The organism is Asticcacaulis sp. P2_B1 (assembly GCF_056404915.1).
Genome location: NZ_JBFUDD010000019.1, coordinates 66,861 through 93,164 on the forward strand (window position 1 = coordinate 66,861; position 26,304 = coordinate 93,164).

The 26,304-nt window shown below is 57.8% G+C and carries 19 protein-coding genes and 1 tRNA gene; 13 read left to right on the plus strand and 7 right to left on the minus strand.

The window, feature by feature from the left end:
- The first annotated feature begins 22 nt into the window (after positions 1-22).
- The 5 genes from AC1DX3_RS23305 to AC1DX3_RS23325 all read left to right on the plus strand — a co-directional run bounded on the left by AC1DX3_RS23305 (position 23) and on the right by AC1DX3_RS23325 (position 10,615).
- Positions 23-3,352, plus strand: a complete 3,330-nt coding sequence (locus tag AC1DX3_RS23305; protein WP_476991753.1) for a helicase-related protein — start codon at positions 23-25, stop codon at positions 3,350-3,352.
- Entirely contained in the window at positions 3,345-7,457 is a 4,113-nt protein-coding gene (locus tag AC1DX3_RS23310; protein ID WP_476991754.1) for an Eco57I restriction-modification methylase domain-containing protein, read from the plus strand. The genes AC1DX3_RS23305 and AC1DX3_RS23310 overlap by 8 nt, the downstream gene beginning before the upstream one ends.
- Positions 7,454-7,960, plus strand: coding sequence for a hypothetical protein (locus AC1DX3_RS23315; RefSeq protein ID WP_476991755.1), 507 nt, complete (start codon positions 7,454-7,456; stop codon positions 7,958-7,960). The genes AC1DX3_RS23310 and AC1DX3_RS23315 overlap by 4 nt, the downstream gene beginning before the upstream one ends.
- 20 nt (positions 7,961-7,980) lie before the next feature.
- Entirely contained in the window at positions 7,981-9,540 is a 1,560-nt protein-coding gene (locus AC1DX3_RS23320) for an AAA family ATPase (protein ID WP_476991756.1), read from the plus strand.
- A 145-nt stretch (positions 9,541-9,685) separates the two neighbouring features.
- A complete protein-coding gene (locus tag AC1DX3_RS23325; RefSeq protein ID WP_476991757.1) occupies positions 9,686-10,615 on the plus strand; it encodes a DUF5655 domain-containing protein in 930 nt (309 codons plus the stop codon).
- A 794-nt stretch (positions 10,616-11,409) separates the two neighbouring features.
- On the opposite strand, the gene AC1DX3_RS23330 is transcribed toward AC1DX3_RS23325, so the two are convergent.
- Positions 11,410-11,496, minus strand: a tRNA-Leu gene (locus AC1DX3_RS23330).
- A 211-nt stretch (positions 11,497-11,707) separates the two neighbouring features.
- Between AC1DX3_RS23330 and AC1DX3_RS23335 the strand changes: the two genes are divergently transcribed.
- The gene (locus tag AC1DX3_RS23335) at positions 11,708-12,670 is read left to right on the plus strand and encodes a complex I NDUFA9 subunit family protein (RefSeq protein WP_476991758.1); all 963 of its coding nucleotides are present in this window, start codon (positions 11,708-11,710) and stop codon (positions 12,668-12,670) included.
- 144 nt (positions 12,671-12,814) lie between these two features.
- Here AC1DX3_RS23335 and AC1DX3_RS23340 read toward each other — a convergent pair whose 3' ends face one another.
- On the minus strand, positions 12,815-13,615 hold the full coding sequence (locus AC1DX3_RS23340; RefSeq protein ID WP_476991759.1) for an undecaprenyl-diphosphate phosphatase: 801 nt from the start codon (positions 13,613-13,615) through the stop codon (positions 12,815-12,817).
- A 103-nt stretch (positions 13,616-13,718) separates the two neighbouring features.
- On the minus strand, positions 13,719-14,930 hold the full coding sequence (locus AC1DX3_RS23345; protein WP_476991760.1) for a citrate/2-methylcitrate synthase: 1,212 nt from the start codon (positions 14,928-14,930) through the stop codon (positions 13,719-13,721).
- 201 nt (positions 14,931-15,131) lie between these two features.
- Between AC1DX3_RS23345 and AC1DX3_RS23350 the strand changes: the two genes are divergently transcribed.
- From AC1DX3_RS23350 to AC1DX3_RS23380, 7 genes are all read left to right on the plus strand, one after another.
- Positions 15,132-16,115, plus strand: a complete 984-nt coding sequence (locus AC1DX3_RS23350; RefSeq protein WP_476991761.1) for a cation diffusion facilitator family transporter — start codon at positions 15,132-15,134, stop codon at positions 16,113-16,115.
- A gap of 9 nt (positions 16,116-16,124) precedes the next feature.
- On the plus strand, positions 16,125-16,826 hold the full coding sequence (gene fzlA, locus AC1DX3_RS23355; RefSeq protein WP_476991762.1) for an FtsZ-binding protein FzlA: 702 nt from the start codon (positions 16,125-16,127) through the stop codon (positions 16,824-16,826).
- A 69-nt stretch (positions 16,827-16,895) separates the two neighbouring features.
- Positions 16,896-18,044, plus strand: coding sequence for a tRNA epoxyqueuosine(34) reductase QueG (queG, locus tag AC1DX3_RS23360; RefSeq protein WP_476991763.1), 1,149 nt, complete (start codon positions 16,896-16,898; stop codon positions 18,042-18,044).
- Positions 18,037-19,020 carry a glycosyltransferase family 2 protein gene (locus AC1DX3_RS23365; protein WP_476991764.1) on the plus strand — a complete coding sequence of 328 codons (984 nt, stop codon included), beginning with the start codon at positions 18,037-18,039 and terminating at the stop codon, positions 19,018-19,020. The genes queG and AC1DX3_RS23365 overlap by 8 nt, the downstream gene beginning before the upstream one ends.
- Positions 19,017-20,630 (plus strand): glucose-6-phosphate isomerase, encoded by a 1,614-nt coding sequence (gene pgi, locus AC1DX3_RS23370; RefSeq protein ID WP_476991765.1) that lies wholly within the window; start codon positions 19,017-19,019, stop codon positions 20,628-20,630. The genes AC1DX3_RS23365 and pgi overlap by 4 nt, the downstream gene beginning before the upstream one ends.
- Before the next feature lie 31 nt (positions 20,631-20,661).
- Positions 20,662-21,546: an alpha/beta fold hydrolase gene (locus AC1DX3_RS23375; RefSeq protein ID WP_476991766.1), complete on the plus strand. Its 885-nt coding sequence runs from the start codon at positions 20,662-20,664 to the stop codon at positions 21,544-21,546.
- Positions 21,543-23,720: an FdhF/YdeP family oxidoreductase gene (locus tag AC1DX3_RS23380; RefSeq protein ID WP_476991767.1), complete on the plus strand. Its 2,178-nt coding sequence runs from the start codon at positions 21,543-21,545 to the stop codon at positions 23,718-23,720. Before AC1DX3_RS23375 ends, AC1DX3_RS23380 begins: the two co-directional genes overlap by 4 nt.
- 4 nt (positions 23,721-23,724) lie before the next feature.
- Here the strand turns inward: AC1DX3_RS23380 and AC1DX3_RS23385 are convergent, their stop codons facing one another.
- The 4 genes from AC1DX3_RS23385 to AC1DX3_RS23400 all read right to left on the minus strand — a co-directional run.
- Complete coding sequence (locus AC1DX3_RS23385; RefSeq protein WP_476991768.1) at positions 23,725-24,231, minus strand: FKBP-type peptidyl-prolyl cis-trans isomerase; 507 nt, start codon at positions 24,229-24,231, stop codon at positions 23,725-23,727.
- Entirely contained in the window at positions 24,231-24,680 is a 450-nt protein-coding gene (locus AC1DX3_RS23390) for an FKBP-type peptidyl-prolyl cis-trans isomerase (RefSeq protein ID WP_476991769.1), read from the minus strand. The genes AC1DX3_RS23385 and AC1DX3_RS23390 overlap by 1 nt, the downstream gene beginning before the upstream one ends.
- A gap of 52 nt (positions 24,681-24,732) precedes the next feature.
- Entirely contained in the window at positions 24,733-25,935 is a 1,203-nt protein-coding gene (locus tag AC1DX3_RS23395; protein WP_476991770.1) for a threonine ammonia-lyase, read from the minus strand.
- 16 nt (positions 25,936-25,951) lie between these two features.
- On the minus strand, positions 25,952-26,304 hold a 353-nt coding region (locus AC1DX3_RS23400), incomplete at its 5' end, for a hypothetical protein (protein WP_476991771.1).

Below are 26,304 nucleotides of genomic sequence, written 5' to 3' on the forward strand. Positions count from 1 at the left end.
ATCGTGCAATCGGAGGCTTCGTATGGGGGAAGATATGGCGTTATCGCCGCCGGCGGCGTTGCACGGTCTTCGCGATAATCATTCGCGCGGCAATGTGGCCGACTTTCTGAAGTCGCGGATTGCTGAAAACAGCCATTTGTCGATCGTGTCGGCGTATTTTACGATTCACGCCTATGACGCCCTGCGTGACAAGTTGGATAAGATCACGAATCTAAAGTTTCTCTTCGGTGAGCCCCGTTTTATCTCTTCACTGGATCCGGATAAAACTGAACGGAAAAGCTTTGCGATCGAAAATGATGCGTTGGAACTGGCCAACCGGCTGACCCAGCGTAAGGTAGCCTTTGATTGCGCCAACTGGATTCGTGAGAAGGTGGATATTCGCTCTATCTCGGACGCCAATCTCCTGCATGGCAAGATGTATCACATCGACGACGGTCGCCGTGAATATGCGATCGTAGGCAGTTCAAATTTTACCCGTCGTGGCTTGGGCATATCGGAAACGCCCAATATCGAATTGAACCTGATTGTCGACAGCGACCGTGACAGGTCCGACCTGAAGGACTGGTTCGACGCAATTTGGAATGACCAATCCCTGGTCACCGACGTCAAGGCAGCCGTGCTGCGCTATCTTGAGCAACTTTATGTCCATCACTCTCCGGAGTTCATCTACTTCAAGACCCTCTTTCACGTGTTCGACAAGTTCATATCGGGGCAGAGCGCGGACGCCGCGCTCTTCGAGCAAACGGCCATTGTCGATACCGAGATTTGGAAGGCTCTTTTCGATTTCCAAAAAGATGGCGTCAAAGGGGCCATCCACAAAATCAACGCGCACAACGGCTGTATTTTGGCTGATAGCGTCGGCTTGGGTAAAACCTACTCGGCCTTGGCCGTCATTAAATATTATGAGCTGAGGAACCATCGGGTCTTAGTGCTTTGCCCGAAGAAATTACGCGACAATTGGACCGTGTTCCTTGCGCAAAACAACAGCGAACTAAATCCGTTTCTGCGTGACCGGTTCAACTACACAGTCATGTCTCATACCGACCTGTCTCGTGAGACCGGCCGAGTTGACGGCATCGACTTGGCCGGCATTAATTGGAGCAATTTCGACCTCGTCGTTATCGATGAGTCCCACAATTTCCGGAACAATACCAAAGGTAAGCGCGACGAAGACGGCAACATCGTCAAAAAGAGTCGCTATGAACGCCTGATGGACGACGTGATCCGGGCTGGGATTAAAACGAAGGTCCTTTTGCTATCGGCGACACCCGTCAACAACGATCTGAGTGATCTTCGCAACCAAATCATGTTCGTCACCGAGGGGAGGGATGACGCTTTTGCCGGCGCCTTAGCCATCAAAAGCGTCAAGGAAACTCTGACGACAGCGCAAAAAACCTTCATGGAGTGGGCGCGACGCGCCGGCGACCGCGATTCTCGCGACCTTATGGACCGGTTGCCATCGGCATTTTTCACCCTGCTGGATGAATTGACGATCGCGAGGTCACGCAAACACATCAAGAAGTATTACCGTGCTTCCCTGGAGACGATTGGTCATTTTCCCAAGCGTAAGAAACCACTATCTATTTTTTCGGAGATCGACCTGAAGGGGCGGTTTATGCCCTATGATCGGCTAAACGACGAAATCCTGAAATACGAACTCGCCCTCTTCCGGCCATCGACCTATGTCCGCGAACCCCACAAACATCTGTACAACGACGGACGCGTTGCCAATTTTTCGCAGGCTAATCGGGAAAAATTCCTGATTGGCATGATCAAGGTGAACTTCTTGAAGCGGCTGGAAAGTTCCGTCCATGCCTTTGCCATTACAATGGAGCGGACAGTTGCAAAGATTGAAGCCCTCGAAGATCGGCTTAAGCAGTACCAGGCTCACAAAAAGAAGGCTGATAGCGTACTGCAAACCGACCTGTTCGCCATTCATGACGAGGACGACGAGGACCTGAGCGACGCCTTCCAGGTCGGTACCAAGCTCAAATATGACTTGGATCACCTGAATGTCGACGCCTGGCTCCGTGATCTGGCGACCGATAAGCAGCAATTGTCCTTGCTGTCGGAGTCGGCCATGGCTGTCGATGTCGAACGTGATGCCAAACTGGCCGATTTGAAAAAATTGATTGAGCAAAAAGTCAGGCACCCAACGACAAACATGCACGGTGAGGAAAACCGCAAGGTTATCATTTTCTGCGCTTTTGCTGACACAGCTAACTATTTGTACGAAAGTCTCGAGCGCTGGGCGCGCAATACCCTGAGTGTGCATATTGCCTTGGTCTCCGGCGGAGCGCGACCCAATCGCACGACCTATGGCAAGGCAGAGTTTTCGCAGATACTGACCAATTTTTCACCGAGGGCGAAAAAGCGCGCCAAGATGAAGTCCATGCCTCAGGATGCGGAAATCGACATCTTGATCGGTACCGACTGTATCTCCGAAGGGCAAAACCTTCAGGACTGCGACTATCTCATCAATTACGACATCCATTGGAATCCCGTGCGGATTATCCAGCGCTTCGGGCGGGTCGATCGGATCGGCAGTCTCAATAACGATATCCAATTGGTCAATTTCTGGCCAACGGAAGACCTGAATAAATATATCAACCTGAAAAACCGCGTTGAGGCGCGGATGGCGCTTGTCGACATTGCCGCCACTGCGGAAGACAACGTCTTGAAAGATATTGAGGAATTGATCCAGGACGATTTGAAATACCGCGACAAGCAACTCATGCGTCTACAGGATGAAGTTCTCGACCTGGAAGATTTCAACGAGTCCGTGGCGCTTAATGAGTTCACCCTGGATGATTTCCGGTTGGAACTGTTGACCTATATCGAAGGCAACCGTGACAAACTTGAGGAAGCGCCCTTAGGGCTCTACGCCGTCGTTCCTCCGCATCCTCAATATTCGATTATTCAGCCCGGCGTTATCTACTGCCTGAAACAAATTCACGCGTCGACCGGTGGTGAGGCCGTCAATGCCCTGCAACCCTACTTCCTGGTCTATATTCGTGACGATGGCGAGGTTCGTTATAATTTCACCGCGCCCAAGCAAATCCTCGATATTTTCCGGGCGGTAAGTCAGGGCAAGTCCGAGCCCTACGGCCAACTCTGCAATCTGTTCGATACGCAAACCCGGGACGGCAATGACATGTCCAAGTTCAGCGCGCTTCTGGAGTCAGCGGTGGCGGCCATCGCTACTCAAACCCATAAGAAAAATCTCAGCAATCTTTTTAGCGGCCGGAGCGGCAAATTGATTGATGGCGGCAACCTGCCTAAATCCACCTCGGATTTCGACCTGGTGACCTGGCTTGTGATCATGCCAGTGGAAAGCACGGCAAATGTCTAATCTTAGCGTGGAAATCAAAAGCGCCTTAGTGGCGATGGCCAGTACACCGCTGAAATCTGCTGCCACAGCCTTGTTCGGCACATTGGGTTATACCAGCCAAAAGACCGTACAACTCGACGGCAAGCCTGAATCTTTTGCCGCACTATTAGACGGCGGCGATCAACTCGTTTCAAAACCGGCAGCGCATTTCGATCAATGGAAACGGGTCGATTTTCTGTTTCAGTTGACGAACGACGAGATTCCAATGCTGGCCGCTGGTCAGCGTGACCTCCTTCAGGCGCCGCAAGACTTTCGCACCTCCATTATCGAGTCTTTCGTTTTCCTGGCGATCGAATTGCAGCCCGGCGACTGGACACGTGGCGCCCTGGCATCGATGACCCGTGAGATCAATCGCGTCTTTCCCATGCCGGCCGTCATCCTGTTCAAGCACGGCGACTTTGCATCCATCGCGGTGATAGATCGCCGGCCAAACAAGAAAGATGGGACACGCGACGTCGTTGAACGGCGCATTTCCATTATCAAGGACATCAACTTAAACGACCCGCACCGTGCCCAGGTCGATATTCTACGGGATCTAGCCCTGGAAAACGTGAAGGTGCGCGGCCGTGGCACGCCTTCGCATTTCCGCGATCTCTATGACGGTTGGCTGGAAGCCTTGTCTGCGCAAGCCCTCAACAAGCGCTTCTATCAGGAGTTGGCAAACTGGTATTTCTGGTCGGTTAAACAGGTGACCTTCCCGACCGCTGCTCTTGAAAGCGATCCCGCCAAACGCGACGAGCAGAACCAGATCGCCGTCATCAGACTACTCACGCGACTGATTTTCGTTTGGTTTATCAAGGAAAAGGGCCTTGTACCTCGCGAACTATTCGAAACTGACGCCTTGCGGAAATTTCTCGTCGAAGACCCAGGTGAACAGGCGGACAGCAGCACATACTACAAAGCGATCCTCCAGAACCTGTTCTTCGCGACACTCAACACCGAGATGTCCGACGATCGCAAATGGCGTTCAAAAGCGCCGGGCGACGGATTGGACGGTCATTATTTGATCCACAGTGTGTACCGGTTCAAGGATGCGTTCCGTGACCCAGACGCGGCGCTCGACCTTTTCAAAAAGGTCCCATTCTTGAATGGCGGTCTATTTGAATGTCTTGATCGTGAAGTCTCGCCGCGAGAAATTGAGCGTAATCCCGACCTGAAACGCTACCTGGCGCCCGGTGGTAAAGTCCTGCGTATCGATGGCTTTTCTGAACGCGGTGGCAATCCCCTCAACGTCCCGAACAAGATTTTCTTCTCCAGAGAACAACTGATCACTCCAAGCGACGACTATGACCCGCAGAACGGCAAGTCGTATAAAGCGATGGGGCTAATCGAACTGTTCTCCCGCTACAAATTCACTGTCGAGGAAAACACGCCCGTTGAAGAAGAAGTAGCGCTTGACCCGGAACTGTTGGGTAAGGTCTTTGAAAATCTTCTTGCCAGCTACAATTCGGACACCAAGACGACGGCGCGCAAGAAGTCGGGCTCTTTCTATACCCCCCGTGAAGTCGTCGACTATATGGTCGATGAGGCGCTGATCGCTTATTTTCTCGGTCGCCTGACACCCAAGCCTAAGCCGGTGCGCCAAGGCAAACCCATAGTTCAGGGGCTCGATTTCGGCGCCATGCCGGGCGAGCTCGATCTGAGCGCGTCAATGCCTGCTGCCGAACTGGCCGAAAAACCAGGTCCAGACTTTGAAGCGCGCCTCCGCGCATTGTTGTCGTACCGGGAAAACGGCAACCCGTTTTCACCAACTGAGACCGATGCCCTGATAACGGCGATAGACAGTCTGCGCGCGCTCGATCCTGCCTGTGGGTCTGGCGCCTTCCCGATGGGGCTGTTGCAGAAGCTTATTCATATACTGCATCGGCTCGATCCCGACGGGAAGCGCTGGTACGCGCAAAACCGCAGACCATTGGAAGAGCAAAAAGCGGCGGCCTTGCGCATGCCCGATCCGTCACGCCGTGACGCGGCCCTCGATGAAGTCGAAGCCTCGTTGGCGAAACTGGATCACGACTTTTCGGATGCCAACAAACCGGACTATGCCCGCAAACTGTATCTGATCGATAAGTGCCTGTTTGGCGTGGACCTGCAACCCATCGCGGTTCAGATCGCCAAGCTGCGCTTCTTTATCTCGCTTGTGGTCAGTCAGAAGATCGATCCGTCGCAGCCGAATTTAAACATAACCGCTCTGCCTAACCTGGAAACGAAGCTGGTGGCCGCCGATAGCCTGATGCGTGTCGATCGCCAGGCCGGCGATTTGTTACGGGATACGCGGATCGACCAAAAAGAGGCGGAACTGCGCGCCRTCAACGAGCGCTATTTCAGCGCGCGCACGGTCAAAACCAAACGCAAGCGCCGTGAGGAAATTGGCCGGCTGCGCGATGAGCTGGCCGACCTTCTGGTTGTGGGCAGTGGTGTCGATGAATCCAACGCCAAATTGATGGCGGCGTGGGACCCGTTCGACCAGAACAGCCATGCTCGTTTCTTTGACCCGGAATGGATGTTCGGCTTGGCGTCGCCGAAGGTGGATATCACGCTGAAAGACATCTACCGCGTCGGGCCGTTCGATCTGGTGATCGGCAATCCACCCTATGTCCGTCATGAGTCGATTAAGGAGCACAAACGTGACTTTGAGCGGCTCTATGGGGGTAAAGACCGTAATGGCAACGCAAAGGGCGCGTTCAATGGCACTGCCGACCTGCTGGTCTATTTTATCCAACGCGGCATCGAACTGCTGAAACCCGGCGGTGCCTTTGCCTACATCACCTCGAACAAGTGGTATCGCCTCAAATATGGCGCGCCTTTGCGCAGTTGGCTAAATCGCAACGCTAGGCTTTGTCATATAATCGATTTTGGTGATGCCGAGGTGTTTGACGCGTTGGCCTATCCCACAATTATTGTCGCTACGCGCCGAGTAGAGCCTGTGCATGTGGTGCCAGACACAGACACGCTTCGCGTTATGAATTGGCCCGCCGACCGCGACCGAGCAGAAGTTGAAGGCTTTTCTGACCTGGTCGAGACTCTTGGCTTTGATCTGCCGCAAAAGACCCTGGCTAATGATAGCTGGCAGTTAGAGCCGCAAGCGAAGCGACGACTTTTGGAGCAGCTTCGAACGAATGGTACGCCGTTAAGAGACTTCGTGTCTGCCCGTGTTTATCGCGGAATAACGACAGGTTTTAATGAAGCGTTCGTAGTTGATCGCCCGACCAGAGATCGCCTTATCGCCGATCATGAAAGTGCAAAGCCTTTGCTAAAGCCTTATATGCGAGGAACCGACGTTGAGAGATGGCAAGCGGAGCCTAAGGACCTCTGGCTTATCAAAATCCCTTCTTCGGAAAATGTGTCCCATCCTTGGAGTGGAGCCAAGGATGCAGAGTCCGTATTCAAGAGCACCTATCCTTCAATATATCATCACGTGATGCAGTACCGGCGCCAACTCGTAGAGCGATACGATCAAGGCCGATATTTCTGGGAACTACGTTCGTGCAAATATTGGGATGACTTTACACAACGAAAAATTCTTTCAACGAAAATTTCGTTTCGGCCGTCGTTCTGCGTTGACAATTCGGGAGCGATTGTTGGGAACACGGCATACTTTATCCGAACTGGCACTTTTGACAATTACTTGGTTGCACTGCTAAATTCTAGTATATCGGAATACTACTCCCGAAACACATTTGCGAGCAAGCAGGGTGGCTTCTATGAAGTTCAGCCGGAGGGTCTTGAGGTATTTCCCGTTCCGCAAATTGACTCTCTTCAATCTAAGCTCATGAACAAAATTGACTACGGCTTAATTGCCGTGTCCGATAACCGCATCGAGCAGCTACTTAACGGCTTTGTCTACGAACTCTTCTTCAAAGACGACCTCCATTCGCGTAACCTAAAAATATTCGACGAAGCTGAACACGCAGGCCTTGCTGTTCTTGCCGGCCTTGAAGGCGAGGCCTTGATCAAGGCAGCAGATAGCTTTGCCGCCACCCACCTGGTGCCCGGCGCACGCCTGCGCACCATGCTGTCGGACCTGCAAACCCTGGACGTAGTCCGCATCATTGAAGGGCGGGAATGATCGTTGGCACCTGCTTTGAGGACGACAGCGTAGAGGCGGGCTGGATGCAGCACGACGTCTATTACGACGCCCTGCGGATTATACGGTCCGAGTGCCGGGACATGACCGTGCGCGCCGCCGCCCTCTTGGGACAGGAGCCGCCAGCCGTGACTAAGGTTGAGGGGATCGACCATCGGTCGCTTCAGACCGCCCATGATTTAATCGCGGCCGCCTGGCGTTACCGCAGTCAAATCGTGCAGCGACGCCTACCATTTGCCGATGGGGAAACCGATTTGGATCAGGATAATAAGCTCGCAGGTCGTTGGCTATCCTGGCTGAAGGCAGAGGTGCGTTCCTGGTACGACGCGCCGCATCTGGTCCACGAGTTGATGACCATAGTCGAGCATTGCAATTCCGACCGAGGCTATGTCGCAGAAGATGCTCTGGGCAAAAGCCTTTTGGCGCGTTACGACGACGTGCCGTGGTCTGACAACCATCGCATCCAATATCTGGTGAGCCAATGACCGGCGCGCCAGGACCGGTAGTGGTTGCAGCTCCTCCGGCGCCAGCACCGCTCAGGATTAAAACCCTGACCTTACGCGACTTTCGCGCCTTTCCTGGCCCAGAAAAGGTTGCTGTCACGCTCAATGGTAAGAACCTGTTGGTCTACGGCGAAAATGGCGCCGGCAAATCGTCCCTGTTTCACGCGCTGGACAACGTCTTTTCGGTCGCCAAGCCAAATTCGTTGGCCCGCAAGGAGCAATTGCTGGGTTTCCAGAATATTTTCTCCGGCCAACCTGACACTGACGTTATGGTCGAAGTCGAGTTTGTAAGTGATGCCAAGCCGGCTTCCTGGACAACGGCACGTCATCCGGTCGATAGCGGTCTTGTCAAGGCCGATCCCCGCATACTCAACGGCGGTCTGCGCAAGGCTATGCTGGACTATCGCGCCTTGCTGGATACCAACTACGGGCACAAGGGGCCGAGGGTCAATCTGTTCGATGTGTGCGTGCAGGTTTTGCTACGTGACTATGAGGCCATTCATAATGGCAAGCCCATAGGGCTTTTAAATCTATGGCGGCAGATGGAGCCGCTTCCACAAGCACCGCGCCTTTACCAGCCTATAAAGGATAGAATTGAGGCCTACAGGCTCAGCTTTAATGCTGCGTTATCTGAAGCCCTTGAGCTTATAGTTCCCAAAGCAAATGAAATTTTGGCCGCCCTTGGATGGGGTGATGTCCAATTGGAAAACCTTTCCGCGACAGGCGTGCGTTTCCCAGCGGCTAGACTCCGAAAAGATCGTCGTTACGTTGGCAAGGAGGTAACACCCTCACTCAAATTTCGCGGGCAGACGTTGGCTTCACCGCAGACGTTCTTGAATGAAGCCCGGCTCTCTGCACTGGCCTTGGCCATCTATTTCGCTGGTCGAGAAATTTGCGCCGCTACGCTTCAGGCCGACACGCCGCGCCTTATGGTGCTTGATGATGTCTTAATCGGGCTTGACCAATCCAATCGATATCCCGTTCTTGAGGTCCTGCGTGAGCGCTTTATCAAGACGGATTGGCAGATCATCCTTTTGACGCATGACCGCGTTTGGTTCGAAATGGCCAGGCTTTACCTTGAAGATACCAAGGATTGGGCGTTTTTGGAAATTTTTGAGGGGGTTGAACCGTCAGGTGGAGGCCGGCCAATCTTGCGAACGCAACAGGGCAGTGATGTCGCATCGAACATCGCAACCGCTCGAAAATTCTTAGCGGACAAAGAATATTCTGCGGCAACTGTTCATGCGCGCATGGCCTTTGAACTTAGTCTGAAGAAACTATGTGATCGAAAGCACATCCCAGTAAATTACTATTTGGAGCCCAGGCGCTTGAGCACGGATGATCTGTTGCAGGGAATAGAGAAATGGCTTGGTGACGCAGCCCGTGCGACAGAAAAGCCTTTGGTTCTTCCTGCTATCACCCAGGTCAAACTATGGCGAAAGGTTGTGTTAAATCCGTTCTCACATTCGACGCCTATTACGCTGGTTGAGAACGAGGTCAAAGGCGCAATTGACGCTGTCGAAACGCTGCAAGCTGCCTTCGTAACGCATATTCCGAAATAGCCATTTCGTTTCAGTGTGACCGAGACCAAGAAAAAAGATATGGCGCCCCTTACCGTGCCGAACTGGGAGCTATCATGACAGACGCTGAACCCGCTATTATGCGGCCCCACTACCGAAGCGCCTGCCCAACCTGGACATATAACCTATGAGCGATATCAAACTTTTCCGCACATCCGCCGGCGGCATTACGGAACTCCAGGGTACGGCTGTCGCGCTTGAAAAATCACTACAGGTGCTGATCGAACGCAATATGGAGGCGTTCCTGGGAGTGCGTTTTCTGGCGTCCGAATATGTCACGTCGAATGGCGGGAGAATGGATTCCCTGGGTATCGATGAGAACGGCTCGCCGGTGATCATCGAGTACAAACGCGCTAGCAACGAAAACGTCATCAACCAGGGACTGTTTTACCTGAACTGGCTTATGGATCACAAGGATGCGTTCAAATGGCTGGTGCTCGAAAGGTTTGGGGCTGACGCCGCGAAAGCGATCGAATGGGGAACGCCACGGCTTATCTGCATTGCCGGAGATTTTACCAAATATGACGCGCACGCCGTCAATCAAATGAACCGCAATATCGAGTTGGTGCGTTACCGCCGCTTTGGCGAAGAACTGCTGCTTTTTGAGCTGCTGACGTCGGCGGCCGGACGCCCGGGTCCGACACATCTGTCAACCGATACGGATGACGCCGGAGCGTCGGTTCCGCGGCTGCGATCGAAGCAAAAGACTGTTTCACAATATCTTGCCGATGCCGACGAGAGTCTGACCGATCTGTACGAGGCTATTAAGGCCTACCTGGTCGCCTTAGGCGACGACGTCCAGGTCAAGACCCTTTTTGATTACATCGCTTTCCGGCGGTTGAAGAATTTCGCCTGCGTCGAGGTCAAGCCGCAAATCCGTCACATCAAGGTCTATGTGAAGGTGAACCCGGATAGTATCGCGCTCGAAAGCGGGTTTACCCGGGACGTGCGCAATGTTGGTCATTTCGGCACCGGCGATCTGGAGATTATCGTAGCGAATACTGCGGATTTCGAAAAGGCCAAGGCGCTGTTCGATCGGAGCTATGACGAGGCTTAGACAGCCATTCGGAGTGCGGCCATTTAGCGCCCGCCGGCGGCGACCGCTGCAAATATTCCCCGGGGGGAAGGCATAGCTGGCAAGGCGGTAAAGCACGGCCGAAATAAATGGATGAAAATGGATGAATTTTGCCGCATGACTTGGCCATTTTCCCGATTATCCGGCTAAACGGTGCGGATCAGACCGATCAACAAGGCCGGTTTGGCCTCTGCGAAACGCATTTTATCGCCACCCAGTCCGCTCAAATCGCTAAAAGCCAGCCCGAAAGGCCCATAATTCGACCGCAAACATGTTATCGATCGTGGACATAGCCTTATACCCAGGTGCGGTGCCCCTAACTCATCGCACCTTCACAAGGGCGAACGCCCGGCCGAGCTGATAGTCCGCTATAAGGTCGGCGTCCTGGTCCGCGACGTCGTCGAGCTCAGATGGGGACAACTATTAAGTCTTACTTAATAGTTCGAACCAAGGGCACCTGTTCGGAGTGCCGGAGATTCGGAGCGCGCTTTTGCGCGTCGGCCACCGCCGTCGCCGATCGCCGGGTCGGTCTCTCTAACCCTTGACAATACGGGCTTAACGCTGCCAATACGGTAATATAATACTATAAAATTTGCCGCCCTCAAGCCTCATTCGGCGCATTCGGAGTGCGGCTTTCCCCCGATAATGCCCACATCTACTCCGAATGACCGCAAAGCCTTGCGACGCAAGGATGCCAACGCTCCATTCGGAGCGTGCGGCAAATTAATGGATTGTGCGGATATTCCACGGTCAACGCCCTAAGGCGAAGAATAAGATGGTGCCCAGGAAAGGACTCGAACCTTCACGGCCGTTAAGCCACTGGCACCTGAAGCCAGCGCGTCTACCAATTCCGCCACCTGGGCACTAGTCTTAGGTGGTAGTCCTCCCCGTTTGGCGGGGAAGGCGGCGACCTATAGGGGGAAACATTTCGCCGGTCAACGGTTTTGATAAAATCCCATCACAAATATTTTTAGCAGCCGGGCAAAGTCATTGCGTCCTTAAAAACCTTGGGTTATCGAGGGGTTTGCGCGGCCCCGGGTGCGTTGCGCATATCAAGAGTACAGAGGATTGGTCATGGCGCAGATAGTCACGGTTTTCGGCGGTTCGGGCTTTGTCGGCAAACAGGTCGTGCGGGCCCTGGCGCGTCAGGGTTGGCGCATCCGCGTCGCCGTGCGCAAGCCGGCCATCGCCTATGATCTGAAGCCCATGGGCGACGTCGGTCAGATCCAGGTCGTGCGCTGCGACGTCACCCGCGAATCCGATATCGAACGCGCCCTCGAAGGCGCCTCCGCCTGCGTCAACCTGGTCGGAATCCTTTATGAAACCATGGGCCAGGGCTTCGACGCCGTTCAGCGTCAGGCCGCGACCCATATGGCCAAGGTATGCGCCRCCCGCGGCATCAAGGACTTCGTCCTGATGTCGGCCCTGGGCGCCGACCCCAAGGCCGCCTCGCACTATGCCGCCACCAAGGGCCGCGCCGAGGAAGCCGTCCGCAAGGCCCTGCCGACCGCCGTCGTGCTGCGCCCCAGTGTGATCTTCGGCAATGGCGACGGTTTCTTCACCTCCCTGGCCAATCAAATCAAGATGTTGCCGCTCATGCCGGCGATCGGCGGCGCCAAGACGCGCTTCCAGCCGGTCTATGTCGGCGATGTCGCCTCAGCCGTCGCCAAGACCCTGGGCAACCCGGCCGCCTATGGCCGCGTGTTCGAGTTGGGCGGGCCGGAAGTGTTCGGCTTCGCCGACCTGGTCAAATATGTCGGTAACGAGATCATGTGCCCGCGCCCGATGGTGTGGATGCCGTTTGCGGTTGCCCATCTGATCGGCCTTGCCGGCAATATCCAGGGCTTGCTGTCGCCGCTCCTGCCGCCGCCTCTGCTGACCAGCGACCAGGTCACCTTGCTGCAGTCGGACAATGTCGTCGCGGGCAACGCCAAGGGCCTGAAGGACTTGGGCATCGCCCCGACCGCGGTCGAGTCGATCGTGCCGTCCTATCTGTGGCGTTTCCGCAAGAATGGGCAGTTCGCCACCGCCGCCTAACTTCCGGGGTTTGGGGGCTGTGCCCCCAAGACTTTCCCCTTTATCCAATAAAAAAGCCGCGCCCAAGGGCGTGGCTCTTTTATTGGACAGAAGAGAAGACCTGGGGCCGCGGGTTCCCCGGGGGCGCCCAGACAGACCCCGAAGTTAAACGTGGGCAAACCCGAACCACCACACCAGACCCGCAACCCCCACAACCACGCGCCACAAGGCAAAAAACCCGTAACCGCGCTTCTGCACGAAGTTGATGAACGGCTTGATGACCAAAAGCGCTGCCAAAAACGCCACCAGAAAACCGACGGCGATCGTGCTGTAATCGTCCGGCGTCAACAGCTTGTAACTCTTGACAAAATCCAGCGTAAACGCCCCCAACATGGTCGGGATGGCCAGAAAAAACGAGAACTCCGCACCCGCCTTTTTGTCGACCTTGCACACCATGGCGCCGATCAAGGTCGAACCCGACCGCGACATGCCCGGGATCATGGCCAGGCACTGAAACAAACCGATAATCAGCGACGTCTTGAAATCCAGCGTCTGCGAGTCGTGATGCACCGGCGCCGGCGCATATTTATCGACCGCCCAAAGCGCCACCCCGCCGACGATCAAGCCGCCGCAAATCACCGGGACATTCTCGAACAGGCTGGCCAGCAGGTGATGCACGACCACCCCCAACACGACCGCCGGGAAGAAAGCCACCAAAACGCTGATGGCGAAGCGCCGCGCCTCGGCGCTGGTTGGCAAACCGATCACCACGGCCCATAACCGCTGGAAATATATCACAACGACCGCCAAAATGGCGCCCAGCTGGATCATGACGGTGAAATTGCCGCCCGGATCTTGAAACTTCAGCAATTGCTCGGCCAGCAACAGGTGCGCGGTCGACGATACCGGCAGAAACTCGGTCAGACCCTCGATCAGACCCAGCAACGCCGCCAACAGATAATGCATAGGATACCCCTAAAAGAACTGCGCCAAACCCGTTGATACCGGGGCGTTTCCTGTTGTCTTTTTTAGAGGTCTTAAGCCACTTCTGCGAGGCTGTTAACCGAAATTATGCGGTCACTTGCGGATAAACGCCGATATAGCGTAACCGCGCCTTCGGCGATGCGCCGGTCTGCATCTGCTCGATGGCGTGAGCCAGCCAGCCGGCGCTGCGGCCGATGCCGTAAAGCGTCAGCGGCGCCTCACGCGGCAGGTCCAAATGCCGGCCGATCAGGGCCAAAGCCAGCGACATGCCGACACTATGGCCGGTCATATCCTCGCCGACGCGCAAAACCGCCTTCAAATCGGCGCCCATATGCGGCGCCGCCTCGATCAGGTCGCGGGCCCGGGCAAATTCCGATGGCGACGCGTCCTTTTCAAAGCCCGGCAATTCCAGCCCTTTTTCCAACAGACTCTTGGCCAGGGCCTGCGGATTGCCCTGGCGGCGAACCTGGGTGACATAGGCCTCGGCGCGCGAAATCCGCCCGCCCAACTTGGGCGAAGTCAAGGTGGAGAAGCCGGCCATCAACGGAATAGCCAGCGGCCCCATGGTCGCGGCAGCGACACGCACGGCAAGGGTCGCTTCATCCAGGCTGGCATCGGCCGACAGCACCAGGGCCCGGCGCAACAGGTCGGCATCCTTGTTGTCATAAACCTTCCACGCCCGCGCCAGGCGTTGGTGGAAGAACAGGCGCGGCCCGCCATTGGTGACGGCGTCGACCATTTCATTGAGCAGGCTGGCGGCTTCCAGGCCGAGATCGCGGTCCGGATGGATGTCGGTCATCGCCTCTTCCTCCAGGCGCCGGCTCAACATGCTGAGCACCCGCATGCGCGGCCCGCCGGGGAAGTTGACGTCCGGCCGCGGCTTCAACGGTCCGAACGGGTTGGGACTGCTGCTTTGCCACAACAGAGCCGCGACTGCTTCAAAATTCTCGGTCGCTGCCAGGGTAACGCAGTCGCGCCCGCGATAATAGTGCCGGCCATCCAGTGTAATCGAGATCTCGGTGTCGATCGCCGCTTCACCGCGGGTGATCGTGCCGCCGGTCAAGGCGCTCAACGGCTCGGTGACGGGTGTACCGGCGGCCTGACTGTGCCCTACCACCCGGCCGGGCGCGCGACGCGACAAACGCTCGATGTCGTCGAGGGCGTACAGGCTCTTACGCGGGTGCGACGGATCGCTTTTCGCGGCGATGCGCTGCCGGCTGACATAGGCGTAAAGGGTTTGCGGCTTGACGTCGAGGCGCTTCAGAGCTTCGGTGCGGCTGATCCATACTCGTGACATGTTACGCGTCCTACTGTACTGGAAATCAAGATTGATTGAGATTTGATGATACAGGGTTCGTCAGAAAAATCCATAATGGATTCACCACTTGTTAACAGCTTTGCCGTGCACGAAAGCGTGATGACGCTGCCGTCACTTTCCTTTGACGGTAAGGCTTTACGTCAGGGTTGCACACGCACCGTGACGTGGTAAGACAGATACATGACAGCCGGAAAAAACAGCTTCAACTTCAACGACCTTTCGCCGGGGCGCAAGGTCAAGCTGGTGTCCGCCTTGTCGGTCGCCGTGGCGGCCATACTGGTCGTACTGAAGGGTTTTACCCTGGCGGCGTCGGGCTCCCTGTCGATCCTCGCCTCCCTGACCGACTCAGGTCTCGACCTGCTGGCGTCTCTCCTGACCTTTTACGCCGTCCGTTACGCCAAGACGCCGCCGGACAAGGAGCATCCTTTCGGTCACGGCAAGGCCGAAGCCTTCAGCGCCCTGTTTCAGGCCGGGCTGGTCTTCGCTTCCGGCGCCCTGATCATGCAATCGGCCGTCCACGACTTTCTCCACCCCAAACCGGTCCTGCAATCGGGCTGGGCGCTGGCTGTTCTGCTTGTCTCGATCGTGCTGACGCTCGGCCTGGTGTGGTTTCAGAACATGGCGCTGAAGTCCGCCCAATCGGTAGCCGTATCGGCCGACCGCATGCACTATGTCACGGACCTGGTTAGCAATCTGATCGCCATGGTCGGCGTCGTGGCGGCGTCGTTCGGGTTCTTTGTCATGGACGCCGTCGCCGGCTTCATCATGGCGGCCTATTTCATCTGGGGCGCCGTCCAGGTCCTGCGCGAAGCCGCCGACCACCTTATGGACCATGCCTTGCCGGCGGAAGACCAGGCGAAGATTCGCGATCTGGTCGCCGAAGACAACGCCATCCTGGGCGTCCATGAACTGCGCACACGCCTGGCCGGGCCCTATATCCTGATCCAGATGCATGTCGAACTGAAGCCGACCCTGACGCTCGATGAGGCTCACAAGATAATCATCTCCGCCGAGAAGCGCCTGATCGCTGCCTATCCCAATGCCGACATCATTATTCACCCCGACCCCAAGGGCCTGGCCGAACCGCATAGCGGGGTTTTTCAGGAAGTTCTCGTGGATGGTGATGTCGGAAATTTTGACACTCGCCAGGCAAGTGGGGCATAAGGCACATATATGACTGCCTACACACGCCAACTTTATCACTTCCCCTTCGATCCGCATTCGCGCCTGGTCCGGCTGGCGCTTGGCGAAAAGAAGCTTGTCTTCGAAGAAGTCCACGTCCGCTACTGGGAACCGGACGACACCGTGCTGCGCCTCAATCCGTCAGGTTTGCTGCCGATCCTGGTCGAAACGCCCGAGGCCGGCGCCGGCGGCCAAACGCATCGTTTGTGCGAGAACCGCGCCATCCTCGAACATCTCGAAGAGGCCTATCCCGACATCCGTTTGTGGCCGGCCAATGTCAATGAACGCGGCGAGGCGCGGCGCCTGGTCGGTTGGTTCGAGCGCAAGTTCGATTACGAGGTCAATGCACTGCTGCTCCACGAAAAAATGGAGAAGCGCCTGATCGGCGGCGGCACGCCGGATATCGCCGCCATGCGCGCCGGCCGTACGGCGTTGAAGGACCATCTGCGCTATTTCGAAAGCCTGCTGGCCGTGCGCGACTGGCTGGCCGGGCATTCCATGTCCTATGCCGATTTCGCCTGCGCCGCCCAACTGAGCGTGCTCGACTATTTCGACGAGCTCAACTGGGCGCGCTATCCGGCGCTCAAGACCTGGTACATGATGCTGAAATGCCGGCCGTGTTTCAGGCCTTTGCTGAATGACAAACTGCCCGGCATGCCAATGGCGGCGCATTATAAAGAGCTGGATTTCTGATCCGTCCATCCGCCTTGTTTTGCCGCGGGTTTTCCGTCACAAGAGGCGCAGAACCTCCGGAAAGCCAGCATGGGCCGACACGCCCCCATCACCGACATCGCCAGCACTATCAAGACCGAGGCCAGAGCTCTGGGTTTCAGCGCGGCGCGCTTTGCCGCCTTGCCTGACGTCTGGGAAGCGTCCGGGCGCCTGAAGGCCTTTGTCGACGCTGGCTACCACGGCGAGATGGAGTGGATGAAAGAGACGCTCGAACGCCGGCAACATCCGCAAAACATGTGGCCCGGCGCGCGATCTGCCCTGGTCCTGGCCTATAATTACGGCCCGGAATCGGATCCGCTCAGCCTGCTGGAACAACCGGATGTGGCCAATATCAGCGTTTATGCCCGAGGCGACGATTATCACGAGCTGATCAAGAAGAAGCTGAAGCAATTGGCGACTTGGATCGTCGCGCAAACGGCCTGCGAACTGAAGGTCTTTGTCGACACGGCGCCCCTGATGGAAAAACCGCTGGCGCAACTGGCCGGTATCGGCTGGCAGGGCAAACACACCAATCTGGTGTCGCGCGAATTCGGTTCGTGGCTCTTCCTGGGCGTCATTCTGCTCGATCGCGTGATTGACGAGGACGCCGCCGAAGTCGATCATTGCGGCTCGTGCAGTGCCTGTCTCGATATCTGCCCGACTGACGCCTTTGTCGGGCCTTATCAGTTGGATGCGCGCAAATGCCTGTCCTATTTGACCATCGAGACCCGCGGTCCGTGGCCCGAGTTCTACCGCCACGCCATGGGCAACCGCATCTATGGCTGCGACGACTGTCTGGCGGTATGCCCGTGGAACAAGTTCGCCCAAGCCACGTACGACATCAAACTGGCGACGCGTCAAGGCTTTGATAATCTTTCGCTTTTAGACTTGGCTGGACTGGATGACGCCGCCTTTCGCGCATTGTTCAGCAAATCACCGATCAAGCGCATCGGACGCGATTCGTTTTTGCGAAATGTCCACTATGCCCTTGGCAATAGCTTCAGAAATTCCGGTAGTGCTGAAATACGATCGGTTCTACTGCGTGGTCTGACCGACGCCGGTGCCGTTGTGCGTGGGGCGGCCGTTTGGGCGCTGCGCCAGGGATTGTCACCGGCGGACTTCGCGAAAACCCAAGCAGAATACGGCTTTGCCGAAACGGATGACCAGGTATTACGCGAGTGGCAGGGACGGTATGACTGAGCCAGCCCTCTCCCTGATCACGCTCAGCTACCAGAGCGGCCAATATATTGACCGCTGTCTGGGTTCGTTAATCGATCAAGCGGCCCATGAAGTCATCCATGCCGACAATGATTCCGACGATATCGATCTCGATGAACTTCATGGCGACTATCCGGGCGTCCGTCAGGTGCGCAACGGCGCCAATCTCGGCTTTGCCGCCGGCATGAACCGCGCCGCGGCCGCTGCGACCGGCGACTGGCTGGCCTTTATCAATCCCGACGCCTTTCTCGACGCTGACTGGCTGAATGTCATGTCGGCCGCCATCGAGGCAAATCCTGAGGTCCGGCTTTTTGCCTCGCTGCAGGGCCATGCCGAAAAGATCGCCCGCCTCGACGGCGCCGGTGACGCCCTAACCTTTTTCGGCTTTCCCTATCGCATGGGGTTCGGCCAGGCCATGCCGGCGGATTTGACGACAGGGGAGGTCTTTGCTCCATGCGGCGCGGCCTTCGTCATTCATCGCGAACTGTTTCACCGGCTCGGCGGCTTCGACGAAAGCTTCTTCTGCTATTGCGAAGACGCCGATCTCGGCTTCCGCGCGCGTTTGGCCGGAGAAACCTGCCTGCTGATCCCGGAGGCGAAAGTTGCCCATATAGGCTCGGCCTCGACGTCGGTGCGCTCGGATTTTGCCCTGTATCACGGCTATCGCAACCGGCTGTGGCTTTATCTCAAGAACATGCCGCTGGCCCTGTTGCTGCTGACCCTGCCGATCCATATTGGTCTCACCCTGATCATGGCCGTCAAAGACACGCGCAATGGCAAGGGCACGCTGGTCCGCAGGGCGCTCGGGGATGCCTGGAAGGGCTTAAGACCAATCTTTGTGCAGCGCAAAATAATTCAGAAAAGCCGTACGATTGGCTCTTTACGGCTGGCCAAAAGCTTGACATGGAATCCCATGAAAATTGCCCGCAGAGCTATTGTACTTCGGAGACTGAAATGACCGCTTTGGACGCCCTCAAGACCCAGGCCTTTGTCGATGCCGGCGCGCGCATCGTCGACCAGTTCAGCATCGACCCGGAGCGCCTGGCGCGGATGAGCCTCGACGTCGCCGGCATCCATGTGGATGTCTCGAAACAAAGCTGGTCGAAGTCCGGCTTCGACCGCGCCGTCGAGCTGTTCGAACAGTCGGGCCTGAAGGCCGCCCGCGACAAGATGTGGACCGGTCAGACCATCAATGTCTCCGAAGGCCGCGCCGTGCTGCACGTCGCCCTGCGCGACACCGACAGCGAGAACGAACGCCTGCGCGGCGCCGAGGTCGCTCACGATGTCAAATCCTCGCGCGATGCCATGAAGGCCTACGCCGACGGCATCCGTTCCGGCGCCATTACGGGTTCGTCGGGCAAGCCCTTCAAGACCCTGATCCATATCGGCATCGGCGGCTCGGATCTCGGACCCCGTCTGGTTTTCCAGGCCCTCGCGCCGTTATTGCCGCAAATCGACATTCGTTTCGTCGCCAATGTCGACGGCTCGGAGCTGGCGGCGGCCCTGGCCGGCCTCGATCCGGCCGAAACCCTGGTCCTTGCCGTCTCCAAGACCTTTACGACTCAGGAAACCCTGGCCAACTTCATGGCTGCCCGCGACTGGCTGGTTAAGGGGCTGGGCGAGGAAGCCGCCAAAAAGCATCTGGCCGCCGTGTCGACCGCCGGCGACAAGACAAGCGCCTTCGGCATCCCTGCCGATCGCGTTTTCGGTTTCAAGGATTGGGTCGGTGGCCGCTATTCGCTGTCGTCGGCCGTGTCGCTCAGCCTCATTATCGCGCTGGGTTATGACATCTATCAGGAGCTGCTCGACGGCGCCCGCGCCATGGATCAGCATTTTCTGACCGCGCCCTTCGCCCACAATGCGCCAGTCCTGTTGGCCGCCGCACAGATCTATAACCGTATCGGCCTCGATCGCCCGGCCCGCGCAGTCATTCCTTATGTCCACCGTCTGCGCCGCCTGGCCGCCTTCCTGCAGCAGCTCGAGATGGAATCGAACGGCAAGCGTACCTCGCCGACCGGTGCCCTGCTCGACACCAAGACCTCGCCGGTCGTTTTCGGCGACGAAGGCACCAATGCCCAGCACGCCTTCTTCCAGATGCTGCACCAATCCGAAGACGTCGTGCCGCTGGAATTCATCGCCGCCGCCACCAATGCCGAAGCTTCGACCGACATGCAACAAAAGCTGCTGTCCAATGTCATCGCCCAGGGCGAGGCCTTCATGGTCGGCAAATCGCTGGAAACCTCGGAAGCCGAATGCCGCAAGCTCGGCATGGACGACGCCAAGACCGCCCAAATCGCGCCGCAGAAGGTCTGCCCGGGCAACAAGCCCTCGACCCTGGTCCTGCTCGACGCCCTGACCCCAGCGACCCTGGGCGCGCTCTTAGCAATGTATGAGCACAAGACCTTCGCGGAAGGCATCATCATGGGCCTGAACAGCTTCGACCAATGGGGCGTCGAACTGGGCAAGACCCTCGGCGTCAACGTGCTGAAAGATATCCAGGGCGACGTCATCGCCGATCACGACCCCTCGACGACGGCCCTGATCCAGCGCATAAAGGCAGGCGTATAAACACACGACGACAACAGGTTGAAGGACCCCCATGCTGCGCAGCCTCGCCTTGTCGGCCCTCATCCTGAGTCTTCCCATGACCGCCTGCGCCCAGCGTCTCGGCTATGATGCACCCAATCACCTGCCGTCGACCCCGCCGACGGTGACCGCCGCCTACGGCGCCGATCCGATGCAGTCGGGCGACCTGCGCCTGCCGGACGCCGTCACGTTCGGCAAGGGGCCGTTCCCTGTCGCCATCGTCATCCATGGCGGCTGCTGGACCGATGGCGTCGCTACGCGGCAACATACAGCGGCTTTGGCGTCGTCCCTGACCCAGCGCGGTGTGGCCACCTGGAATATCGATTACCGGCTTATCGGCGGCACGGGCGGCTGGCCCGGCACCTTGCAGGATTGGGGCGCCGCCACGGACTATCTGCGTGTCCTGGCCAAAACGTACAATCTCGACCTCAAACGTGTCTTGGTCATGGGGCATTCCGCCGGCGGTCATGCCGCTTTATGGGTAGCCGCCCGATCGAAAATCCCCGCGGGCACCGAACTCAGCGTCACCGATCCCCTGCCGGTCGTCGCCGCGGTCGATCTCGATGGTCCGGGCGATCTGCGCCCGACGCTGGGCTATGAGCCGAACCTGTGCGGCGATGCGGCCGAACAGCTCATCGGCGGCACGGCCGGCGACCAGCCCGCGCGCTTCGATATCGCCTCACCGTCCATGCTGCTGCCGCTGCACGTGCCGCAATATCTTGTTTCGTCGGTCTTCTTGCCGATGGATGCCGCCAAAGGCTATCGCGACATGGCCGTGGCCAAGGGCGACACGGTCACCATTATCGACCAGACACGCAGCGGACACTATGAAATGGTCTCGCCCGGCCAGAAAGAGGAACGCGAGGTCGAGGATCTGGTGGTCAGGCTCCTCCAATGACCAAGGCGATCGTTGGCGGCGGAATGAAAAAAGTGCTGTACGCGCTGCAAACCGCCACGCGCATCGGCCTCGACAACACCGCCAAGGCATTGACCGCCAAAAACACCTGCAAGGCCTGCGGCTTGGGCATGGGGGGCCAGAAGGGCGGCATGACCAACGAATCCGGTGACTTCCCGTCGGTGTGCAACAAGTCGATCCAGGCGCAATCGACCGATATTCAGCCTGGCATTCCGCTCGAAGTCCTGACCCATCCGCTCGAAGACCTGCGCGAGCTCGACGGCCATGAGCTGGAACATCTCGGCCGCCTGGCCTTTCCGCTTTACAAGCCGGCCGGTGCGGACCGGTTCCAGGCTATCGATTGGGATGGCGCCCTCGATCTGGCGGCGGCGCGTTTTAGGGATGCCAAGCCCGACCGGACGTTTTTCTATAGCTCCGGCCGGTCGTCCAATGAGGCGGGGTTTGTCCTGCAATTGCTGGCGCGCGCCTATGGCACCAACAATGTCAACAACTGCTCCTACTATTGCCATCAAGCAACCGGCGTGGGTCTGGGCAGCACGATCGGAACCGGTACCTCAACGGTCGAACTCGAAGATCTCGACCGGGCGGATTTCCTGCTGGTCATCGGCGCCAATCCGTCCTCCAACCATCCGCGCTTTATCCATAAGCTGAAGGCCGTGCGCGACCGCGGCGGCGAGGTCGTCATCATCAACCCGGCCAAAGAGGCCGGGTTGATCCGCTTCGCCTTGCCCAAAAGCGTCAAGTCGATGCTGAGCGGTGGCGACTGGATCGCCTCGGACTATCTGCAGCCGCGTATCGGCTCCGATCTGGCCTTGCTCAAGGGGCTGGCCAAGGCGGTGCTGGACATGCATGCCGAGGATGCAGCCTTTATCGCCGAACACAGCAACGGTTTCGACGCCTTCCACACTGATATCGCAGCGACATCATGGGATGAGATCGTCGCCCGCACCGGTTTGACCCGGGCCGACATCCAACGGGTTGCGGCGCTCTATGCCGAGGCGCAAAACGCCGTCATCGCCTGGGGGATGGGCATCACCCACCACCTCAATGGCTGTGACAATGTCGAATATATCGCCAATCTGGCGCTGTTGCGCGGCCAGATCGGCCGGCTTGGCGCCGGACTCTTGCCGTTACGCGGCCATTCCAACGTCCAGGGCATCGGCACGATCGGTGTCAAGCCGGTCCTGGCCAAGGACGTCCTGGCGCGCATGGAAGAGGCGTTCGGCATCGTCCTGCCCAAGGGAACCGGCATGGACACCATGGCCTGCATGCAGAGGGCCCAGGCCGGCGAGATCGACGCTGCCCTGATGATGGGCGGCAATCTCTACGAGGCCAATCCTGACAGTACCTGGGCCATGGACGCGTTCGGCCGCATCGGTTTCAAGCTCTATCTGACGACGACCCTGAACAGGGGCCACGTCCACGGCATCGGTGACGGTGAGGTGCTGATCCTTCCGGTGACGGCGCGCGACGAGGAATGGCAGCCGACGACGCAGGAATCGATGTTCAACTTTGTCCGCCTGTCCGACGGCGGCATATCCCGGCTGAAAAGCGTGCGGCCGGAAAGCGACATCCTGTGCGATCTCGCCCTGCGCCTCATGCCGGAGTCACCGATCGATTTCCAAGCCTTCAAACAGCATAAAACCATCCGCGAAGCCATCGCCAAAATCGTCCCCGGTATGGAGGATCTGGCCGATATCGATGTGGCGAAACGCGAATTTCATGTTCGCGGTAGATTGCTGCACACGCCGCGCTTCAACACCCTGGATGGCAAGGCGGCGTTCATGACGCGAGCCTTGCCGCCGGTGGCGCCGGAGGGTCTGTTGCTAACCACCATCCGTTCAGAAGGTCAGTTCAACACGATCGTCTACGAATACACCGACAGCTACCGCGGCGGTATTGATCGCTGGAGCGTCATGCTCAACGCCGATGACCTGGCGGCGCAGGGCTTCCGGGACGGCGACACGGCGACGCTTGAGTCCGACCATGGCGTGATGAAGGACGTCACCCTGCGCGCCTTCGATGTCGCCAAGGGCTCGGTCATGGCCTATTACCCGGAGGCTAATGTACTGACCGGAACGGCCGTCGACCCGCGCAGCAAGACACCATCGTTCAAGGCAACGCCGGTCCGGTTACGGGCGCTGACCTCCGAGTAAGCCTTTATTTGCCCGCGATCCCCAGCAATTGCACCTTGAACACCAGCGTGCTGTTGGGCGGTATCTCGCCCATGTCGCGTTCGCCATAGCCGAGTCGGGCCGGAACGTAGAGCATATAGGTATCGCCGGTGTGCATCAGCGGAATGCCGATCTGCCAGGCTTCGACGACGCGGCCGAGCGGGAAGGTGGCGGGTTGGTTACGCTTATAGGACGAATCGAAAACCGTACCATCGACCAGCTTGCCTTCGTAATTGACCGTCACCGTGTCCTCGGCGGTCGGTTGCGGCGCCGCCGGGTTAGGATTGGCGACGACCTTGTACATCAGGCCCGACGGCAGGGTGACGACGCCCGGTTCCTTGGCGATATTGGCCAGGAAGGCGGCATTGGCAGCCGACGCCTTGGCGACCTCGGCTTCGTGTTCGGCGAAGGCCTTGTCCATGGCCGATTTATCCTGGCAAGCGCCGAGCGTCAGCATGGCCACAACGAGGCCGGTCTTGAGGAAGGCCTTCATCATTGCGCGCCGATGCCCAGGAGGTGAACGCGGAAGATCAGGGTCGAATTAGGCGGTATGCCGGGGCTCATATCCCGTTCGCCATAGGCCGCCGACGGCGGCGTGTAGAGGACGACCTCGTCGCCGACATGCATCAGCGGGATGACCTGCTGCCAGGCGGACACCAGCCGGCCCAATGGGAAGTTGGCCGGCTCGTTGCGGGCAAACGACGAGTCGAAGACCGCGCCGTTGATCAGCTTGCCTTCGTAATGGATGGTGACATTGTCGGCGACCGTCGGCTGGGCGCCGGGCACGCTGTCGGCCGTCGGAATCGACCGAGATATCGTCTTGTACATTACGCCGGACGGGAGGACGACGACGCCCGGTTCCTTGGCGATGCCGGCGAGATAGTCCTGGCCGGTTTTGAGATTTTGCGCCGCGACGGATTCGGCGGCTTCTGATTTATCCATGGCTTGTCCACATGCGGTAAGAATGAAGGCTAAACAAAAAAGCGGGACTTTTTTAGTCCATACGTAACGCATAGCCGGTGCTCCTCAGGGCTTCCGAAATTTCAAAGGCATGCCGTGCGTCCTGGGTCTCGACCATGATATCGAACTCGGCGCCCTTGGCCGGAACATCGAGGACGAGACGATTGTGCGCCACATCGACGATGTTGCCGCCCTTATTGGCGATGACATCGGCCATGCGCGACAGCATGCCCGGCCTGTCATCGCCCAGAATCCGATAGGTGACAAGCCGTTTTTCCCGCACCAGCTCGCGCTGCAGCACGCTGGCCAACAGGCGCAGGTCAATATTGCCGCCGCACAGGATCAAGCCGACATGGCGGCCCTCGAACTTTTCCGGGTAGCGCATGACGGCGGCCAGGCCGGCGGCGCCCGCCCCTTCCGCCACGGTCTTTTCGACATTGGCATAGGCGGCGATGGCGCGTTCGAAATCGGCCTCATCGATCACCAGGACATCGTCGACCAGCGGATTGGCCAGGGCAAAGCTGATATCGCCGACGTCTTTCACGGCAATGCCTTCGGCGATCGTCGATCCGCCCATGGGGATGGGCATGTTGCGGCGGCGCGCCGTAAATGACGGGAACATGGCGGCTTCGACACCGATGATCTTGATCCACGGCTTGATGGCCTTGGCCGCGATGGCCACGCCGGCGATCAGCCCGCCGCCGCCGATCGGCACCAGGATCGTATCGATCTCAGGCGCTTGGGCCAGCATTTCAATGGCGATGCTGCCTTGGCCGGCCAGGACTTGTTCGTCATTGAACGGATGGACATAGACGCCGTTCACGTCGGCGCACAGCTGTTGAGCCACGGCCGAGGATTCGTCGTAATTGGCGCCTTCGATGACGATGGTGGGCGAAAAGCTCTGGGTGCGCTGGATCTTCACGAAGGGCGTGCCGACCGGCATGACGATGGTCGCCGGAATGCCGAGGCGCTGGGCGTGATAGGCGAGGCCCTGGCCATGATTGCCGGCCGACGCCGCGAAAACGCCGCGCTGGCGTTCTTTTTCACTGAGCTGCAGCAGCTTGTTGAGCGCCCCACGTTCTTTGAAGGCCGAGGTATATTGCTGGTTTTCCGACTTGATCCACAGCTTGGTGCGCGTCGATGCGCTCAGCCGTTGGGAGAAGGTGCAGGGCGTGCGGACAATATGGCCTTCCAGTCGCTCGGCCGCGGCTTCGATATCCTGAAAGGTCACGCTCATGGTTTGCATTCATTCGTTAAAAGTCGCGCTTCCTTAACAGAGCCGCGCCGCAGTGGCTTTGAAAAAATGAAACCCCTGGCGAAAAAGGCGAAAGACGGATTGATGAGATGTAATTGCTACTGAAACTAAAAATGCGGGATAGATTCATTGCGTATGTCAAAAATACATTTTTATCGCTTGTTTTGTAAATTAAGTCGCCGCTTGCCTTGGGTTTGGCGCGCAAATAATGCATATATGACTTTACGACATGGGCAATTTCCCAAAAAGGCGCGCCAAAATGCCAGATTTCTTCTCGCCATCGACTCACGGCTTTGTCCGCGTCGCCTGCGTCACACCCAAGGTCCATATTGCCGACCCGCAGGCCAATCT

Coding starts and splice junctions, on each gene's coding strand:
- AC1DX3_RS23350 (WP_476991761.1), top strand. CDS start 15,132: ATGACAGCCGGAAAAAACAGCTTCAACTTCAACGACCTTTCGCCGGGG.
- AC1DX3_RS23390 (WP_476991769.1), bottom strand. CDS start 24,680: ATGGATAAATCAGAAGCCGCCGAATCCGTCGCGGCGCAAAATCTCAAA.
- AC1DX3_RS23365 (WP_476991764.1), top strand. CDS start 18,037: ATGACTGAGCCAGCCCTCTCCCTGATCACGCTCAGCTACCAGAGCGGC.
- AC1DX3_RS23395 (WP_476991770.1), bottom strand. CDS start 25,935: ATGAGCGTGACCTTTCAGGATATCGAAGCCGCGGCCGAGCGACTGGAA.
- queG (WP_476991763.1), top strand. CDS start 16,896: ATGGGCCGACACGCCCCCATCACCGACATCGCCAGCACTATCAAGACC.
- AC1DX3_RS23305 (WP_476991753.1), top strand. CDS start 23: ATGGGGGAAGATATGGCGTTATCGCCGCCGGCGGCGTTGCACGGTCTT.
- AC1DX3_RS23315 (WP_476991755.1), top strand. CDS start 7,454: ATGATCGTTGGCACCTGCTTTGAGGACGACAGCGTAGAGGCGGGCTGG.
- AC1DX3_RS23325 (WP_476991757.1), top strand. CDS start 9,686: ATGAGCGATATCAAACTTTTCCGCACATCCGCCGGCGGCATTACGGAA.
- AC1DX3_RS23385 (WP_476991768.1), bottom strand. CDS start 24,231: ATGAAGGCCTTCCTCAAGACCGGCCTCGTTGTGGCCATGCTGACGCTC.
- AC1DX3_RS23345 (WP_476991760.1), bottom strand. CDS start 14,930: ATGTCACGAGTATGGATCAGCCGCACCGAAGCTCTGAAGCGCCTCGAC.
- fzlA (WP_476991762.1), top strand. CDS start 16,125: ATGACTGCCTACACACGCCAACTTTATCACTTCCCCTTCGATCCGCAT.
- AC1DX3_RS23380 (WP_476991767.1), top strand. CDS start 21,543: ATGACCAAGGCGATCGTTGGCGGCGGAATGAAAAAAGTGCTGTACGCG.
- AC1DX3_RS23375 (WP_476991766.1), top strand. CDS start 20,662: ATGCTGCGCAGCCTCGCCTTGTCGGCCCTCATCCTGAGTCTTCCCATG.
- AC1DX3_RS23340 (WP_476991759.1), bottom strand. CDS start 13,615: ATGCATTATCTGTTGGCGGCGTTGCTGGGTCTGATCGAGGGTCTGACC.
- pgi (WP_476991765.1), top strand. CDS start 19,017: ATGACCGCTTTGGACGCCCTCAAGACCCAGGCCTTTGTCGATGCCGGC.